The sequence below is a fragment of the Streptomyces sp. NPDC000348 genome, assembly GCF_042898795.1.
Classification (GTDB): domain Bacteria; phylum Actinomycetota; class Actinomycetes; order Streptomycetales; family Streptomycetaceae; genus Streptomyces.
This window is the reverse complement of sequence record NZ_JBIAZD010000001.1, coordinates 481,879-496,689: the sequence shown is the minus strand read 5'-3', so window position 1 is coordinate 496,689 and position 14,811 is coordinate 481,879. Positions and strand designations below refer to the sequence as shown.

Genomic DNA, 14,811 nt, shown 5'->3' with positions numbered 1-14,811 from the left:
TACGCCCCCGCTCATCCGTCCAATGCATGGAATAGACATAATCGTTCCCATGGAGCATCAGCAGAGGTCATGGGAGCGACTGTCACGAACCAGTGACACACGAGACACGGAAGACATGGCGAGGCTGCTCGCACCCCGCCTCGCCCACTTCGCCGGCGTCGCCCGCACCGAGCACGTCACCCGCGCCGCCCAGGAGATGCAGGTCCCGCAGTCCACCCTCTCCCGGGCGATGGTCCGCCTCGAACAGGACCTGGGCGTCGAACTGTTCGCCCGCCACGGCCGCACCCTCTCCCTCACCCCGGCCGGCCGCACCTTCCTCACCTCCGTCGAGCGCGCCCTCGCCGAGATCGAGCGCGCCGCCGACGAGGTGCGCGCCGACGCCGACCCCGCCACCGGCAAGGTCGCCTTCGGCTTCCTGCACACCATGGGCGCCGAGACCGTCCCCGGCCTGCTGCACGCCTTCCGCGCCGACCACCCGCGCATCCGCTTCAGCCTGGTCCAGAACTACGGCGAGGCCATGCTGGAACGCCTCCGCGCGGGCGAACTCGACCTGTGCCTGACCTCCCCGGTGCCCGACGCCCCCGATCTCGTCGCCCGCCGCCTCGACGAGCAGAAACTGCGCCTGGTCGTCCCCGCCGACCACCGCCTCGCCGTCCGCCGCCGCATCCGCCTGGCCGAAGCCGCCGACGAGACCTTCGTGACCCTGGAACCCGGCTACGGCCTGCGCCGCATCACCGACGACCTCTGCGCCCAGGCCGGCTTCAGGCCCCGCATCGCCTTCGAGGGCGAGGAGGCCGAAACCCTGCGCGGCCTGGTGGCGGCGGGCCTGGGCGTGGCCCTCCTCCCCCCACCGGCCTTCCCCCGCCCCGGAGTGGTGGAACTGACGGTCACGGCCCCCCGGGCGGCCAGGGAGATCGGCGTGGCCTGGCTGGCCGGCCACCCGGACACGCCCCCGGTGGCGGCCTTCAAGAAGTTCCTCCTCTCCAAGAGAGGCACGCTGCTGCCCGCGTGAGAAGGGGCAACCGACTGCCGACGTAGGGGCAACACACCCAGGGGCGCGGGGCTGTACCGATATGCGGCTCCGCCGCGTGGGCGCGATCGGCCACCGACGGCCCGCAGTCCCGACACGACACGAACCGCAACGGCGCTACCGCCGCAAAGACTTGCCGAACCCGGCAGCAAGCGGCATCCGCAGCCCCAACGGCGGAGGCGCCGCCAAGGCGTCCCGCACGGGCCGTGAGAACGCCCGCCCGAACAGCACCCCCATCACGAAGTCCTCCGCCAGTGCCAGCACCTCGTCCCGGTACTGGCTCAAGCCGTGCCCGTCCGAGTGGACTTCGAACCGGCACACCTCCCGGTTCGCCTTCTTCGCCCGCGCCGCCAGCCGGAACGACAACTCGGGATCGCTCCGCGCGTCGTTCGTGCCGTGCACGATCAGCACCCGCCGCCCGGCGAGCTGTTTCACCGGTTCGGGTGGCGCCGCCACATCCTCGTCCGGCAGCCAGGGGGCCATCGCCAGCACGGAGTTGACGGCCTCGTGGCCCCCCGCGCGGAGCGCCGCCCTGCCGCCCATGCCGATCCCGGCGAGGCAGACGGGGACGTCCCCGTAGCGCCGCACGGCCTCGTCGGCGGCCCACGCGGCGTCGCGCGCGAGATGCGCCTCGCTGCCGTTCCAGCCCCGGTAGCGGTAGTGGACGACGTGGGCGGCGAGACCCTGGTCCCGGCCCGCGCGGGTGAGACGGCGCCCCAGGGCGCGTACGGAGGCGGCCGCCACCACGGCGGACGGTCTGCGGCCGGACACCTCCTCGCCGCCGGGGAGCAGCAGTACCACTCCGCTCACCGTCGTCGGCTCCGGGCCGAGCGCCCTCCCCAGCCGGGCCGTGCGAACCGGCGTCGCTTCCTGTGCCATGACAGAACATTCTCAGAAGCGCGGGTGTACTCCACCCGGCCGTGCGGTCACCGTTGGGTATCGACGGATTCGCCCGCCAGGTGATCTACGCGCGTAGGAGTTAGAGTGCGGAGATGACCAGCCAGACCACCGCGAACACCCCGACGACGGAGCAGATCCGCCGGGCGCCCAAGGTTCTGCTGCACGACCACCTCGACGGCGGGCTGCGCCCCGGCACCGTCGTGGACCTGGCCCGCGAGAGCGGGTACGCCCGGCTCCCCGAGACCGACCCCGACAAGCTCGGCCTGTGGTTCAGGGAGGCCGCCGACTCCGGCTCCCTGGAGCGGTACCTGGAGACGTTCTCGCACACCGTCGGCGTCATGCAGACCCGCGACGCCCTCGTCCGGGTCGCCGCCGAGTGCGCCGAGGACCTCGCCGAGGACGGGGTCGTCTACGCCGAGGTGCGCTACGCGCCCGAGCAGCACCTCGAAGGCGGACTGACCCTCGAAGAGGTCGTCGAGGCGGTCAACGAGGGCTTCCGGCAGGGGGAGCGGCGCGCGAAGGGGAACGGCCACCGCATCCGGGTCGGCGCCCTCCTCACCGCGATGCGGCACGCCGCCCGCTCCCTGGAGATCGCCGAACTCGCCAACCGCTACCGGGACCTGGGCGTCGTCGGCTTCGACATCGCGGGCGCCGAGGCCGGCTACCCGCCCACCCGGCACCTCGACGCCTTCGAGTACCTGAAGCGGGAGAACAACCACTTCACCATCCACGCCGGCGAGGCGTTCGGGCTGCCGTCCATCTGGCAGGCCCTCCAGTGGTGCGGCGCCGACCGGCTCGGGCACGGGGTGCGCATCATCGACGACATCCGGGTCCGCGACGACGGCACGGTCGAACTAGGCCGGCTGGCCTCCTACGTCCGCGACAAGCGCATCCCGCTGGAGCTCTGCCCGAGCTCCAACCTCCAGACCGGGGCCGCCGCCTCGTACGCCGAGCACCCCATCGGCCTGCTGCGCCGGCTGCACTTCCGGGCCACGGTGAACACCGACAACCGCCTGATGTCCCACACCGGCATGAGCCGGGAGTTCGAGCACCTGGTCGAGGCGTTCGGTTACACGCTGGACGACATGCAGTGGTTCTCCGTCAATGCGATGAAATCGGCGTTCATTCCTTTCGATGAACGGCTGGCCATGATCAATGACGTCATCAAGCCCGGATACGCCGAGCTGAAATCCGAATGGCTGTTCCGTCAGACGGCTTCCACCAGCGGTTCTCCGGAAAGGGAAAGCTGAGGCCGGCGTCCGGGGAAAACGTGAACACCGCGGGCGTTCACCATCCGTCCGCATTTCGATGTTTGCGGCGGGAGCGGCCCCGTGCCTACGGTCTCAGCACCGCTCACTCCCCGTATCCCATTTCGAGGACGCATTCCATGAAGCAGTCTGCTGCCAAGACCCTCGGTGTCGCCGTGCTGGGTGCCGCCTTCGCCGCCGCCGGTCCCGGTGCCGCCCACGCGGCCCCGGCCGTCCCGGACGCCGCTCCGGCGCTGGACACCGTCGACCGGGCCGTACCGGCGGAGAAGCTGTCCACCGCGCTGCCCGACTCGGACCGGGCGCTGGCGACGGGCCAGGAACTGGCCGGCACCGGCGCGGCGGCCGCGCAGCCGGTCGCCGCGCAGGTGGGCCCGGAGGTCCCGGCCGCCGGTCTCCTCGGTGGCCTGCCGCTGCAGGGCCTGCCCACCCAGGGCGTCGCTCTCAACGGGGTGCCGGTCGGCGCCTGACCCCGCCCGGCGGGAACGTACCGAGGGGGCGCGACCCGGTCCAGGGTCGCGCCCCCGCGGCGTACGCGCGGGGGACGGCGCGGCGGAGTCACCAGGCGGCCCGGGCCTTGTCCTCCGACGGCAACAGGATCCACAGCGCTATGTACAGCAGGAACTGCGGTCCCGGGAGCAGGCACGACAGCAGGAAGATCACCCGCATCGTGGTCGTGGAGGTGCCGAAGCGCCGGGCCAGCGCGGCGCACACTCCGCCGATCATGCGGTCGTTGGTGGGGCGGACGAGGCGGCTCATCGCGACTCCTTCGTGAGCGGTACGAGGCCTCCCGACCGGCTGCCTCCGTGCACTCCACGTTACGGAGACGAAGGGGGCAAAGCATCACTCCACGGGGCGATCCCGACCCTGGGAATCGTCGGGGTCCTCCCCTGAGACGCCTCCTCCACGAGGAGGGCCGGGACGGCCCGCCGCACCGCCAGGCGGCGCAGCCGGGCGCGGCCCGCCGGCACCACCGCCGCATGCGCGAGCGCCGCGCCCGCCGTGTTGAGCAGCAGCGAGTCGACGTCCACGACCTGGCCGGGCACCGCCGTCTGCAACATCTCGACGGCCAGTGACACCAGCGCGGCCGCCGCCGTGGTGCGGATCAGCGAACCCAGCCGCGAGACGGCCAGCCGGCCCCCGGCCATCGGCAGCAGCACCCCCAGCGGCGCGAGCAGCGCCAGCCCCTCACCGACCCGGCGGACCCCCGTCGTCCAGCCCAGCGCGAAGTCGCCCCGGATGCCGTCCAGCGGCCGCAGATTGGCGGGCATCACCCAAGGGACGTCCAGAGGGCGCAGCGTGTACCAGGCGACGAACGCGAGATACGCGGCCAGGAGGAGACCCCCTGTCACACGGATACGGGTCGCGGCGGAGCTGCCGATGAGGCCTTGACGCTGCACGCCCCCCTAGACGCGGCCGCCGGCACGATCGGTTCCGGGATGTCACCCGTTCACCGCATGAGGCATGCGCCACAGCGCGGGCTCACCCGCCGGTGGCCTCCGAGGACGGCGGTTCCCCGTCGTCCGGCCGGGACCGGACCTCGTCCGTGCACTCGTAGCGGCGCGGCCGGGCGTCGTCGGGACCGCCCAGGACCACCGAGCCGTCGCCCTCGGCCGCCGCCGAGTCGGAGAAGGTGCACACGACCTGCGCGAGCCCGGCGGGGGTGAGACTCCCGAGTGCGGTGCTCAGCCGCAGCGTGTCCTCCGGATCGTCGGGCCGCGGACCGCTCACGGTCGTACCGGGCCGCACCCGCGTGCCGTACCCGGCCTGCTGCTCGGCGGCCGACGGCTCCTCGGACAACTCGTCCAGCAGTCCCTGCGCCACCGGCACGCGCCGCGAGTCCGCCGCCCCGTCCGGCACCCGCACCGTCCGGTCCACGGCCACCAGCGACGACCCGCACAGCAGGAACACCCGCACCGGCAGCCCCCGCTCCGCCTGCGCCGGTGCCTCCGGCTCGGCCGGCGAGCAGAGCACCCGCGACGGCGCCGGCCCGAAGTCGGTCGGCACCTCCGTGGCCCGTATCCCGCACCCGGCGAGCAGCGCCCCGAGCGCTCCCGCGGCCAGCAGCGCCGGCACACGGCGCACGGCGGTCCGTCGTACGTTCATCAGGCCCCCTCAGCGCCCTCGTCCCCGGCCCCGCCGGTCCCTTCGGTCTCCTCCGAGGGGCTCTGCGCGGACACGTCCCGCGGCAGCCGCAGGGTGAACACGGCACCGCCCTCGGGGGAGTTGGCCGCGGTGATCTCGCCGCCGTGGATGTGGGCGTTCTCCAGCGCGATGGACAGCCCCAGACCACTGCCCTCGGAACGCGGCCGCGAGGCGCTCGCCTTGTAGAAGCGGTCGAAGACGTGCGGCAGGACCTCCTCCGGGATGCCCGGCCCGTGGTCCCGCACCTCGATGACCACCGTGCCCCCGTCCCCGGCGCCCTCCGCGCCCTCCTCCCGCACCGAGACCCGCACCGGCGACCCGCCGTGCTTCAGCGCGTTCCCGATCAGGTTCGCCAGGATCACGTCCAGCCGGCGCGGGTCGATCCGGGCGTGGATGCCGCGCTCGGCGTCCAGGTCGACCGCGTCCAGCCAGGCACGCGCGTCGATGCAGGCGGTGATCTGGTCGGACATGTCGACGTCGTCGAGGACCAGCCGGGCGGTGCCCGCGTCGAAGCGGGTCACCTCCATCAGGTTCTCCACCAGGTCGTTCAGCCGCCGGGTCTCGCTCACCACCAGCCGTACCGCGGGCTCGATCATCGGATCGATGCCGCCGCCCTCGGACTCCAGCTCCTCCTCCAGGACCTCGGTCACCGCCGTGATCGCGGTCAGCGGCGTACGCAGCTCGTGGCTCATGTCCGCCACGAACCGCCGGGACGCCTCGTCGCGTCCCGCCATGTCCGCCACCCGCTTCTCCAGCGCCTCGGCCGCCTTGTTGAACGTCCGGGACAGATCCGCCAGTTCATCGGTGCCCGACACCCTGAGCCGCGTGTCCAGCTTCCCCTCGCCGAGCCGCCGCGCGGCCACGCCGAGCCGCTGCACCGGCTTCAGCACCGTCGTGGCCGCCGCGTGCGCGAGCAGCGCGGAACCTATCAGCGCCAGCCCGGTGGCGATCCCCAGCGACCAGGCCAGCGAGTTGAGGTCCTTGGCCTCCGGCTCCAGCGACTTCAGCATGTAGCCGGTCGGCCCGCCGCCGATCACCCGCGTCCCCGCCACCAGGTACGGGGTGTCGCCGTCGACGATCCGCTGCCAGTACAGGTGGTGCGGGGCCGTGTTGTTCGACGTGATCCTCTGCCGCTCGGTCACCGCCTCGCGCAGCGAGACCGGCACGTCCTGCAGCGAGAAGCCGTTCAGCCCGCCCGAACCGCCGTACACGGTCCGCCCGTCGGGGTCCTCGGCGACCAGCAGCACGGTGAAGCGCTGGCTGCTGTTCGCCATCTGGCCCGCCGTGCGCTGCAGTTCGTCCTGCGTGGGGTGCTCGGGCAGCGCGCCCGCCCGGTTCCGCATCTCCTGCTCGAAGTCGCGCAGCACCGCGTCCTGGGTACGGGTCAGCACCGACTCGCGGTTCAGCCAGTACGCGATGCCGGACGCGGACACCGCGGCGGTCAGCGCGACCAGCCCGAACACCACGACCAGCCGCAGCCGCAGGCTGGTGAACCGCAGCCGTGACCAGACTCCCCTGCGCGCCGCGGACCAGTCGCGGGACCCCCTTGGTGCTCCTGTGTCACTGAGGCGTGTCCAGCCGGTAGCCGACACCGCGCACGGTACGGATCAGCGTCGGGGACGACGGCACGTCCTCGACCTTGGCCCGCAGCCGCTGGACGCACGCGTCCACCAGGCGCGAGTCGCCCAGGTAGTCGTGCTCCCACACCAGCCGCAGCAGCTGCTGCCGGGACAGCGCCTGGCCCGGACGCCGGCTCAGCTCCAGCAGCAGCCGCAGCTCGGTCGGCGTCAGCTGGAGGTCCTCGCCGTTCTTCGTCACCGTCATCGCCGAACGGTCGATGACCAGGCTGCCGAAGGTCGCCGAGTCACTGGACTCCCGCTCCCCGCGCCGCAGCACCGCCCGGATGCGGGCGTCCAGCACCCGGCCCTGCACCGGTTTGACGACGTAGTCGTCGGCACCGGACTCCAGCCCGACCACCACGTCGATGTCGTCGTTGCGCGCGGTCAGCAGGATGATCGGCAACTGGTCCGTGCGCCGGATGCGCCGGCACACCTCGAACCCGTCGATGCCGGGCAGCATCACATCCAGCACGATCAGATCCGGCCGCTGCTCGCGCAGCAGCTTCAGACCGTCCTCACCGCTGGCAGCGGTCGCCACCCGGTGGCCCTGGCGCGTCAGGGAGAGCTCCAGGGCCGTGCGGATGGCGTCGTCGTCCTCGATCAGCAACAGGGAAGGCACGGGCTCATTCTGGCCCATGGAGGGCTTCCTGTTCGACCCGTGGACGGCAGATGCCCGTTGAGCCCCCATACGTGCCGCTCCGTCCATGGACGTCGGTGAAGGATCCGCGGCCCCGCCGCGGCCGACCCCTGTGACACGTCTGTGACAGTCGGCTGACACGGCCATGAAGGTCCACCGGCAAGCTTTTCGGCACAAGCACAACGGCAGGGCAGAACACCGGAAGTCCACGACGGGGGGCGCGAGATGAACACGCTGCACGGCACCAGCACCAGCGCAGTGATCACGCGTCTGCACGACGTGCACCGGTGTTCCGAGAAGTCCGGTGCGGTGAGCATGCGGGGGTGCGCTCGCAGCACCGGGCGTCAGCACACCACGATCATGACGGTGGTTGACGCGCCCACGGGGGAGACCGACGGGGGGAACGCGTACGGGGAGGGCCCGGGGGAGCGCCGCTCGCTGACGGAGGCGGAGTTCACCGCCTACGTCCAGGAGCGCCGCGCCTCCCTGTACGCCACCGCCTACCACCTGACCGGCGACCGCTTCGAGGCCGAGGACTTGCTGCAGAGCGCGCTGTTCTCGACCTACCGGGCGTGGGACCGGATCAGCGACAAGGCGGCGGTCGGCGGATACCTCCGCCGCACCATGACCAACCTGCACATCAGCGCGTGGCGCCGCCGCAAGCTGAACGAGTACCCGACCGAGGAGCTGCCGGAGACGGCCGGTGACACGGACGCGATGCGCGGCACCGAGCTGCGCGCCGTGCTGTGGCAGGCGCTGGCCCGGCTGCCCGAGCTCCAGCGGACCATGCTGGTCCTGCGCTACTACGAGGGCCGCACGGACCCGGAGATCGCGGACATCCTCGGCATCAGTGTCGGCACGGTGAAGTCCAGCATCTGGCGGTCGCTCCGCCGGCTGCGCGAGGACGAGGTCCTCAGCTTCGGCCGTGACGAGGAGAACGCCTTCGGGGAGCTCGTCGCCTGAAGGTTCGGGGGAAAACGGGGGCCGGGATCCGGGGGATCCCGGGAGACCCGGGGGGAACCGCGGGGACGTCGGGGGACGTCACCGTGACCGACGGGGGACCGGAGGGGGAAGCACGAAGGGGTCACGGGGGACCTCTGCGGATCCGGGGGACCTAGAGGGATCCGGGTGACCACGGGGGAACACGGGGGATCACGGGGGAGTACGAAACAGCGGGACTGGAGGGCCGGGGGGCCCGCCCAGTCCCGCCTTTCGTTTCGTTCGTGCGCCGGGACCGCTAGGCCGGGGTGCTCGTACCCGTCGGCGCCGGGCGTCCGGCCACCGCCGCCCTCGCGAGGCGGCCCAGCGCCTCGTCCCGGTCACAGGCGTACGCGCCCAGCGCCGTCTGACGGGCCACGATCGACCGCTCCAGCCGCATCAGCCGCCAGCCGCGGCGCAGCAGGAACGGCACCGACTTGCGGCCCTCCTTCAGGTCCCGCAGGAACCGCCGCCGGAACGTCCGCACCGGACCGCGGTTCAGGCACAGCGCGTCGGCCAGCAGGCCCAGTTCACGGCAGCGCTCGACGATCTCCGCGGCGAAGATGCCCTCGGCGATGAACAGCGGCGTGCCGCCGATGTCGACGGTCCCCTCGCCGGTACGGGCGCTCAGCGCGATGTCGTAGACGGGAACCGGCGTACGACGCGTGCGGCACAGCCGGTCGATCGCGGCGACGGCGGTGTCCGCGTCCCAGGAGCCGGGGTGGTCCCAGTCGATGTCGGAACTGCCCGCCACGAGGGGCAGGGTCGGGTCGTCGCCCTCCTTGTAGAAGTCGTCGAGGCGCAGCACGGGAAGACCGGAACGGGCCGCGATGAGGGACTTGCCGGAGCCGGAGGGGCCGCAGAGCAGCACGACTCGCGCGGATATGGGCGACAGGGAACTCACGGGACACCAGTCTGAGGCATCCTCCGGGCGGAGTACGCCCCGCGGTACGGCTTTGAAGCGCGCGTCACACTTCGACTACGCTCCGTTTCGGCCCGATTACCCGGTGGAAGTGGCAGGTGGCGGAGCGATGGCCCGACACAAGGCACCCGGGACGCCGACCGCCCGACGCGCCCTGGCCGTCCTCGCGACCGCCTCGGTGGCGCTCGCTTCCGTGGCAACCGTGGCGACCACGCGGGAGACGGCGTGACGTTCGCCCCGTCCGTCGAGCGCCCGTGGCGTGATGCGTGGCCCGTGGTCGCGCAGGCCGGCGACGGCAACGCCTGATCGACGGGCGCGTGTTGGCTGTACTTTACCGACATCGGGCCGGCCGACAGCGCCTTCCCCGCCACCGTAGCGAGGTATTGACATGCGCCGATCCCTGTTCGTCCCGCTGCTGGCGGTGGCCCTGACCGGATGCTCGGTCCTCGGTCGGGACACGCCGTGCACCGAGGCCGCCGCGGACTCGCAGGTGTCCGTCGTGTGGCGGCCCGCCGACTTCGGCGGGCCGGACGCGGCGAAACTCCGGCTGTGCGTGGACGGCGCCTGCGGGGAGCGGGCGTCGGGCGGTCCCGACGACCCGTTCATGTCGCTGGCGGTCCGTCTGCCCGACGACGTCGGCGCGAAGACCGTGCCGGTGCGGCTCGTCGTGACGTCCGCGAAGAGCGGTGACACGGTCGTCGAGGACAGCACCGGGACCGAGCTGACGGAACAGCACCCCAACGGCGCGTCCTGTCCGCCCACCGTCTGGACGGCGACGTTCCGTGCCCACCCCGCCGAGGGCCTCACCTCACCCAAGGGCCTGAAGCTCCAGGACTGAATCCCTACGCGAGGCGCCTGTCCCCCGGCAGCAGCGGGGAACAGGCGCCTCGCGCCTCATGCGTACCTTCCGAACGGGTTGATCATCGGCAACGGACGCCGTGTCGCACCCGGCCGGCGGTGCGCGAAGACGGCCGGCGGTGCGGGGTGGTCGGTCAGTAGGCGGAGCCCGAGGCGCCCAGTGAGCCCGTCGGGTGCCAGACCGTCTTGGTCTCCAGGAACGCCGTCATGCGGTCGGTGCCGGGAGTCGCCGACCAGTCGTCCACGGGCTGTGGACGCAGGACGCGCTTGAGGTTGTCCGCGGCCGCGATCTCCAGCTCCTTCGCCAGCACCTCGTCGGCGCCCGCGAGGTCGATCGCGTTGACGTCCTGGTGCGCGGCGAGCGGGGCGGCGATCTCCGCCGTGCGGCCGGAGAGGACGTTGACCACGCCGCCGGGGAGGTCGGAGGTGGCCAGCACCTCGCCGAGGGAGAGGGCGGGGAGCGGGGACTTCTCGGACGCCACCACGACCGCCGTGTTGCCGGTGGCGATGACCGGGGCGACCACCGAGACCAGGCCCAGGAAGGACGAGTCCTGGGGGGCGAGGACGGCGACCACGCCCGTCGGCTCCGGGGAGGACAGGTTGAAGTACGGGCCCGCGACCGGGTTGCCGCCGCCGATCACCTGGGCGATCTTGTCGGTCCAGCCCGCGTACCAGACCCAGCGGTCGATCGCCGCGTCGACCTGCGCCGCCGCCTTCGACTTCGACAGGCCCTCGGCGTCGGCGACCTCCGCGACGTACTGGTCACGGCGGCCTTCGAGCATCTCCGCGATCCGGTACAGGATCTGGCCGCGGTTGTACGCAGTCGCACCGGACCAGCCGCCGAACGCCTTGCGCGCGGCGACCACCGCGTCACGGGCGTCCTTGCGGGAGGAGAGGGGCGCGTTCGCCAGCCACTTGCCCTTCGAGTCGCTCACCTCGTACACCCGGCCGCTCTCGGAACGCGGGAACTTCCCGCCGACGTACAGCTTGTAGGTCTTGAGGACACTCAGTCGCTGCTCGGACTTCTCAGACATCGAGGTACGCCTCCAGGCCGTGGCGGCCGCCCTCGCGGCCGAAGCCCGACTCCTTGTAGCCGCCGAACGGCGAGGTCGGGTCGAACTTGTTGAACGTGTTGGACCAGATCACACCCGCGCGGAGCTTGTTCGCGACCGCCAGGATGCGCGAGCCCTTCTCCGTCCAGATCCCCGCCGACAGGCCGTACGGGGTGTTGTTGGCCTTGGCGACGGCCTCGTCGGGCGTGCGGAAGGTGAGGACGGACAGGACCGGGCCGAAGATCTCGTCGCGGGCGACCGTGTGCGCCTGGGTGACCTTCGTGAACAGCGTCGGGGCGAACCAGTAGCCGTTCTCCGGGAGTTCGCAGGCCGGGGACCAGCGCTCGGCGCCCTCCGCCTCGCCCTGGTCGGCCAGCGCGGTGATCCGGGCCAGCTGCTCGGCGGAGTTGATCGCGCCGATGTCGGTGTTCTTGTCCAGCGGGTCGCCGAGGCGGAGCGTGGTCAGGCGGCGCTTGAGGGAGTCCAGGAGTTCGTCGTGGATCGACTCCTGGACCAGCAGGCGGGAGCCCGCGCAGCAGACCTGGCCCTGGTTGAAGAAGATGCCGTTGACGATGCCCTCGACGGCCTGGTCGACGGGTGCGTCGTCGAAGACGATGTTGGCGCCCTTGCCGCCCAGTTCGAGGGTCAGCTTCTTGCGGGTGCCCGCGACCGTGCGCGCGATCTCCTTGCCGACGGCGGTCGAACCGGTGAAGGCGACCTTGTTCACGTCCGGGTGGGCGATCAGCGCGGCGCCGGTGCGGCCGTCGCCGGTGACGATGTTGACGACGCCCTTGGGCAGGCCCGCCTGGCGGCAGACGTCCGCGAAGAAGAGCGCGGAGAGGGGGGTCGTCTCGGCGGGCTTCAGCACCACCGTGTTGCCGGTCGCGAGCGCCGGGGCGATCTTCCACGCCAGCATCAGCAGGGGGAAGTTCCAGGGGATGACCTGGCCCGCCACGCCGAGGGGGCGCGGGTTCGCGCCGTAGCCGGCGTGGTCGAGCTTGTCGGCCCAGCCCGCGTAGTAGAAGAAGTGCGCGGCGACCAGGGGGAGGTCGGTGTCGCGGGTCTCCTTGATCGGCTTGCCGTTGTCGAGGGTCTCGAGGACGGCCAGCTCGCGGCTGCGCTCCTGGACGAGGCGGGCGATGCGGAAGAGGTACTTCGCGCGCTCGGAGCCCGGGAGCGCCGACCACTTCTCGAAGGCCTTGCGGGCGGCCCTCACGGCGCGGTCGACGTCCGCCTCACCGGCCTCGGCGACCTCGGAGAGGACCTCCTCGGTGGAGGGGGAGACGGTCTTGAAGACCTTGCCGTCGGCCGCCTCGGTGAACTCGCCGTCGATGAAGAGGCCGTACGACGGGGCGATGTCGACGACCGAGCGGGACTCGGGCGCCGGTGCGTACTGGAATGCGGATGCCATGGTGATCAGTCCACCGTCACGTAGTCGGGGCCGGAGTAGCGGCCGGTGGCCATCTTCTGACGCTGCATCAGCAGATCGTTCAGCAGCGAGGAGGCGCCGAAGCGGAACCAGTGGTTGTCCAGCCAGTCCTCGCCCGCGGTCTCGTTGACCAGGACCAGGAACTTGATGGCGTCCTTCGACGTGCGGATGCCGCCGGCCGGCTTCACACCGACCTGGACGCCGGTCCGGTCACGGAAGTCGCGGACCGCCTCCAGCATGAGGAGGGTGTTCGCCGGGGTCGCGTTGACGGCGACCTTGCCGGTCGAGGTCTTGATGAAGTCCGCGCCGGCCAGCATGCCGAGCCAGCTGGCGCGGCGGATGTTGTCGTACGTCGACAGCTCGCCCGTCTCGAAGATGACCTTGAGGCGGGCGTCCGCCCCGCAGGTCTCCTTCACGGCGGTGATCTCGTCGTACACCTTCAGGTAGTTCCCCGCGAGGAACGCCCCGCGGTCGATGACCATGTCGATCTCGTCCGCGCCGGCGGCGACGGCCTCGCGGACGTCCGCCAGCTTCACGGCGATCGGGGCGCGGCCGGCCGGGAAGGCGGTGGCGACGGAGGCGACCTTGACGGCGGAGCCGGCGACGGCCTCCTTCGCCGTGGCCACCATGTCGGGGTAGACGCAGACCGCGGCCGTGGCGGGCGTGGTGCGGTCGGTGGGGTCGGGACGGACCGCCTTCGCGCCGAGCGCCCGGACCTTGCCCGGGGTGTCCGCGCCTTCCAGCGTCGTCAGGTCGACCATCGAGATGGCGAGGTCGATGGCGTACGCCTTCGCGGTCGTCTTGATCGAGCGGGTGCCGAGGGAGGCGGCACGCGCCTCCAGGCCGACCGCGTCGACGCCGGGCAGCCCGTGGAGGAAGCGGCGCAGCGTGCCGTCGGACGCGGTGACGTCGCTGAGAGCATGGGGTGCAGTGGTGGGCATGGTCACCAGACGAGCATATCTACGCGCGTAGCGGCTGTACAGCCCCGGACCGGATCCCGGGGGGCGTCCCGTGCGGCGTCCCAGGAGGCGCCGAAGGGGGCCGTCCCGGGGGCTCGACGGGGTCGCGGTGCCCGGTGGGTACGGGTTCCACCGCGTACGGCGTCCCCGGGGGCGTCGTGCAGAATCGGGGGCATGACCTCCCCCGAGCAGCAGTCGCCCGACCCGGAGCCCACGAAGCCGGCCGGGTCCGCGGCGCCCCGGTACCAGGACCGCATCTACCGCTCGCCCGCGGCCCTCGTCGGCGGTGTGCTGATACTCGCCGTCATCGGGTGGCTCGGCGTCGACGCGCTGTTCGCCGGGGAGGGCCGCACCCCGTGGCTGGCCCTCGCCGCGATGCTCCTCCTCGTGCCGCTGATCGTCGCCTACACCCTGCGCCCCGCCGTGTACGTGAACGACGACCGGCTGCGCGTCCGCAACCCGTTCCGCGTGATCGTGCTGCCCTGGGGACAGGTCGCCTCGCTGCGGTCCGGTTTCACCAACGAGGTCTTCACCGAGTCCGGCGCGAAGTACCAGCTGTGGGCCCTCCCGGTGTCGCTGCGGGCCCGCAGCAAGGCGAACCGGCAGGAGGCGCGGGCCGCCGCGCGGGCCGAGCTCGGCGGCGGCGGACGCGGGGGCCGTGGCAGCCGTGGTGCGGAGGGCCTCGCCGAGGGGCCCCGACGGCACGAGAGCGACCGGGCGATGGACGAGATGCGCGAGCTGCACGAGCGGCGGCAGGGCGCCGAGGCCGCGCAGGGCGAGGTGACCGTGCGGTGGGCCTACGAGATCGCGGCGCCCGCCGTCGCGGGGGCGGTGCTGCTGGCGGTGCTGCTGGCGGTGGGATGAGGCTGCTGGCGGTGGGATGAGGACGAGCGGGTGACGCGGGGCGAGCGCGCTCGCCCCGCGTGGGGTTTCCTCGGGTGTCGGCCGCCTCGGATGCCGGCCGCCTCGGATGCCGGCCACCTCAGGTGTCGGCCGCCTCAGGTGTCGGCCGCCTCG

The 14,811-nt window shown here is 72.2% G+C and carries 15 protein-coding genes and 1 pseudogene; 6 read left to right on the top strand and 10 right to left on the bottom strand.

Translation table 11 applies throughout. The annotated features are described in order from the left end of the window. Positions 1–49 precede the first annotated feature (49 nt). On the top strand, positions 50–1,012 hold the full coding sequence (locus ACFY3N_RS02350) for a LysR substrate-binding domain-containing protein (RefSeq protein ID WP_390814768.1): 963 nt from the start codon (positions 50–52) through the stop codon (positions 1,010–1,012). Between the two features lie 135 nt (positions 1,013–1,147). Here the strand turns inward: ACFY3N_RS02350 and ACFY3N_RS02345 are convergent, their stop codons facing one another. Further along, on the bottom strand, positions 1,148–1,909 hold the full coding sequence (locus ACFY3N_RS02345; RefSeq protein WP_390814767.1) for an alpha/beta hydrolase: 762 nt from the start codon (positions 1,907–1,909) through the stop codon (positions 1,148–1,150). A 113-nt stretch (positions 1,910–2,022) separates the two neighbouring features. Between ACFY3N_RS02345 and ACFY3N_RS02340 the strand changes: the two genes are divergently transcribed. Both ACFY3N_RS02340 and ACFY3N_RS02335 read left to right on the top strand, forming a co-directional pair. Beyond that, positions 2,023–3,180 carry an adenosine deaminase gene (locus ACFY3N_RS02340; protein WP_390814766.1) on the top strand — a complete coding sequence of 386 codons (1,158 nt, stop codon included), beginning with the start codon at positions 2,023–2,025 and terminating at the stop codon, positions 3,178–3,180. 137 nt (positions 3,181–3,317) lie between these two features. Then, a complete protein-coding gene (locus ACFY3N_RS02335; RefSeq protein WP_390814765.1) occupies positions 3,318–3,665 on the top strand; it encodes an ATP-binding protein in 348 nt (115 codons plus the stop codon). Positions 3,666–3,753: 88 nt separating this feature from the next. On the opposite strand, the gene ACFY3N_RS02330 is transcribed toward ACFY3N_RS02335, so the two are convergent. From ACFY3N_RS02330 to afsQ1, 5 genes and pseudogenes are all read right to left on the bottom strand, one after another. Further along, positions 3,754–3,954, bottom strand: coding sequence for a PspC domain-containing protein (locus tag ACFY3N_RS02330; protein ID WP_390814764.1), 201 nt, complete (start codon positions 3,952–3,954; stop codon positions 3,754–3,756). A 59-nt stretch (positions 3,955–4,013) separates the two neighbouring features. Next, positions 4,014–4,595 carry a VanZ family protein gene (locus ACFY3N_RS02325; protein WP_390814763.1) on the bottom strand — a complete coding sequence of 194 codons (582 nt, stop codon included), beginning with the start codon at positions 4,593–4,595 and terminating at the stop codon, positions 4,014–4,016. Between the two features lie 82 nt (positions 4,596–4,677). Next, a complete protein-coding gene (locus ACFY3N_RS02320) occupies positions 4,678–5,301 on the bottom strand; it encodes a hypothetical protein (RefSeq protein ID WP_390814762.1) in 624 nt (207 codons plus the stop codon). Further along, a pseudogene (locus ACFY3N_RS02315) lies at positions 5,301–6,904 on the bottom strand (ATP-binding protein). The gene ACFY3N_RS02320 and the pseudogene ACFY3N_RS02315 overlap by 1 nt, the downstream one beginning before the upstream one ends. Beyond that, a complete protein-coding gene (afsQ1, locus tag ACFY3N_RS02310; RefSeq protein ID WP_159050378.1) occupies positions 6,901–7,578 on the bottom strand; it encodes a two-component system response regulator AfsQ1 in 678 nt (225 codons plus the stop codon). The pseudogene ACFY3N_RS02315 and the gene afsQ1 overlap by 4 nt, the downstream one beginning before the upstream one ends. A gap of 243 nt (positions 7,579–7,821) precedes the next feature. Between afsQ1 and ACFY3N_RS02305 the strand changes: the two genes are divergently transcribed. After that, positions 7,822–8,559 carry a SigE family RNA polymerase sigma factor gene (locus ACFY3N_RS02305; protein WP_390814761.1) on the top strand — a complete coding sequence of 246 codons (738 nt, stop codon included), beginning with the start codon at positions 7,822–7,824 and terminating at the stop codon, positions 8,557–8,559. Positions 8,560–8,833: 274 nt separating this feature from the next. Here the strand turns inward: ACFY3N_RS02305 and ACFY3N_RS02300 are convergent, their stop codons facing one another. Further along, positions 8,834–9,478 carry a uridine kinase gene (locus ACFY3N_RS02300; protein WP_390814760.1) on the bottom strand — a complete coding sequence of 215 codons (645 nt, stop codon included), beginning with the start codon at positions 9,476–9,478 and terminating at the stop codon, positions 8,834–8,836. A gap of 406 nt (positions 9,479–9,884) precedes the next feature. On the opposite strand from ACFY3N_RS02300, the gene ACFY3N_RS02295 reads away from it, so the two are divergent. Continuing rightward, positions 9,885–10,334: a hypothetical protein gene (locus ACFY3N_RS02295; RefSeq protein ID WP_390814759.1), complete on the top strand. Its 450-nt coding sequence runs from the start codon at positions 9,885–9,887 to the stop codon at positions 10,332–10,334. Positions 10,335–10,488: 154 nt separating this feature from the next. Here the strand turns inward: ACFY3N_RS02295 and ACFY3N_RS02290 are convergent, their stop codons facing one another. From ACFY3N_RS02290 to deoC, 3 genes are read right to left on the bottom strand one after another with little or no spacing between them, the layout of a single operon-like run. After that, positions 10,489–11,388, bottom strand: a complete 900-nt coding sequence (locus tag ACFY3N_RS02290) for an aldehyde dehydrogenase family protein (protein ID WP_390814758.1) — start codon at positions 11,386–11,388, stop codon at positions 10,489–10,491. Next, complete coding sequence (locus tag ACFY3N_RS02285; RefSeq protein ID WP_390814757.1) at positions 11,381–12,817, bottom strand: aldehyde dehydrogenase family protein; 1,437 nt, start codon at positions 12,815–12,817, stop codon at positions 11,381–11,383. Before ACFY3N_RS02285 ends, ACFY3N_RS02290 begins: the two co-directional genes overlap by 8 nt. Positions 12,818–12,822: 5 nt before the next feature. Beyond that, positions 12,823–13,776 carry a deoxyribose-phosphate aldolase gene (gene deoC, locus ACFY3N_RS02280; protein ID WP_390815025.1) on the bottom strand — a complete coding sequence of 318 codons (954 nt, stop codon included), beginning with the start codon at positions 13,774–13,776 and terminating at the stop codon, positions 12,823–12,825. Positions 13,777–13,968: 192 nt separating this feature from the next. On the opposite strand from deoC, the gene ACFY3N_RS02275 reads away from it, so the two are divergent. Continuing rightward, on the top strand, positions 13,969–14,658 hold the full coding sequence (locus tag ACFY3N_RS02275) for a PH domain-containing protein (RefSeq protein WP_390814756.1): 690 nt from the start codon (positions 13,969–13,971) through the stop codon (positions 14,656–14,658). The last annotated feature ends 153 nt before the right edge of the window (positions 14,659–14,811 follow it).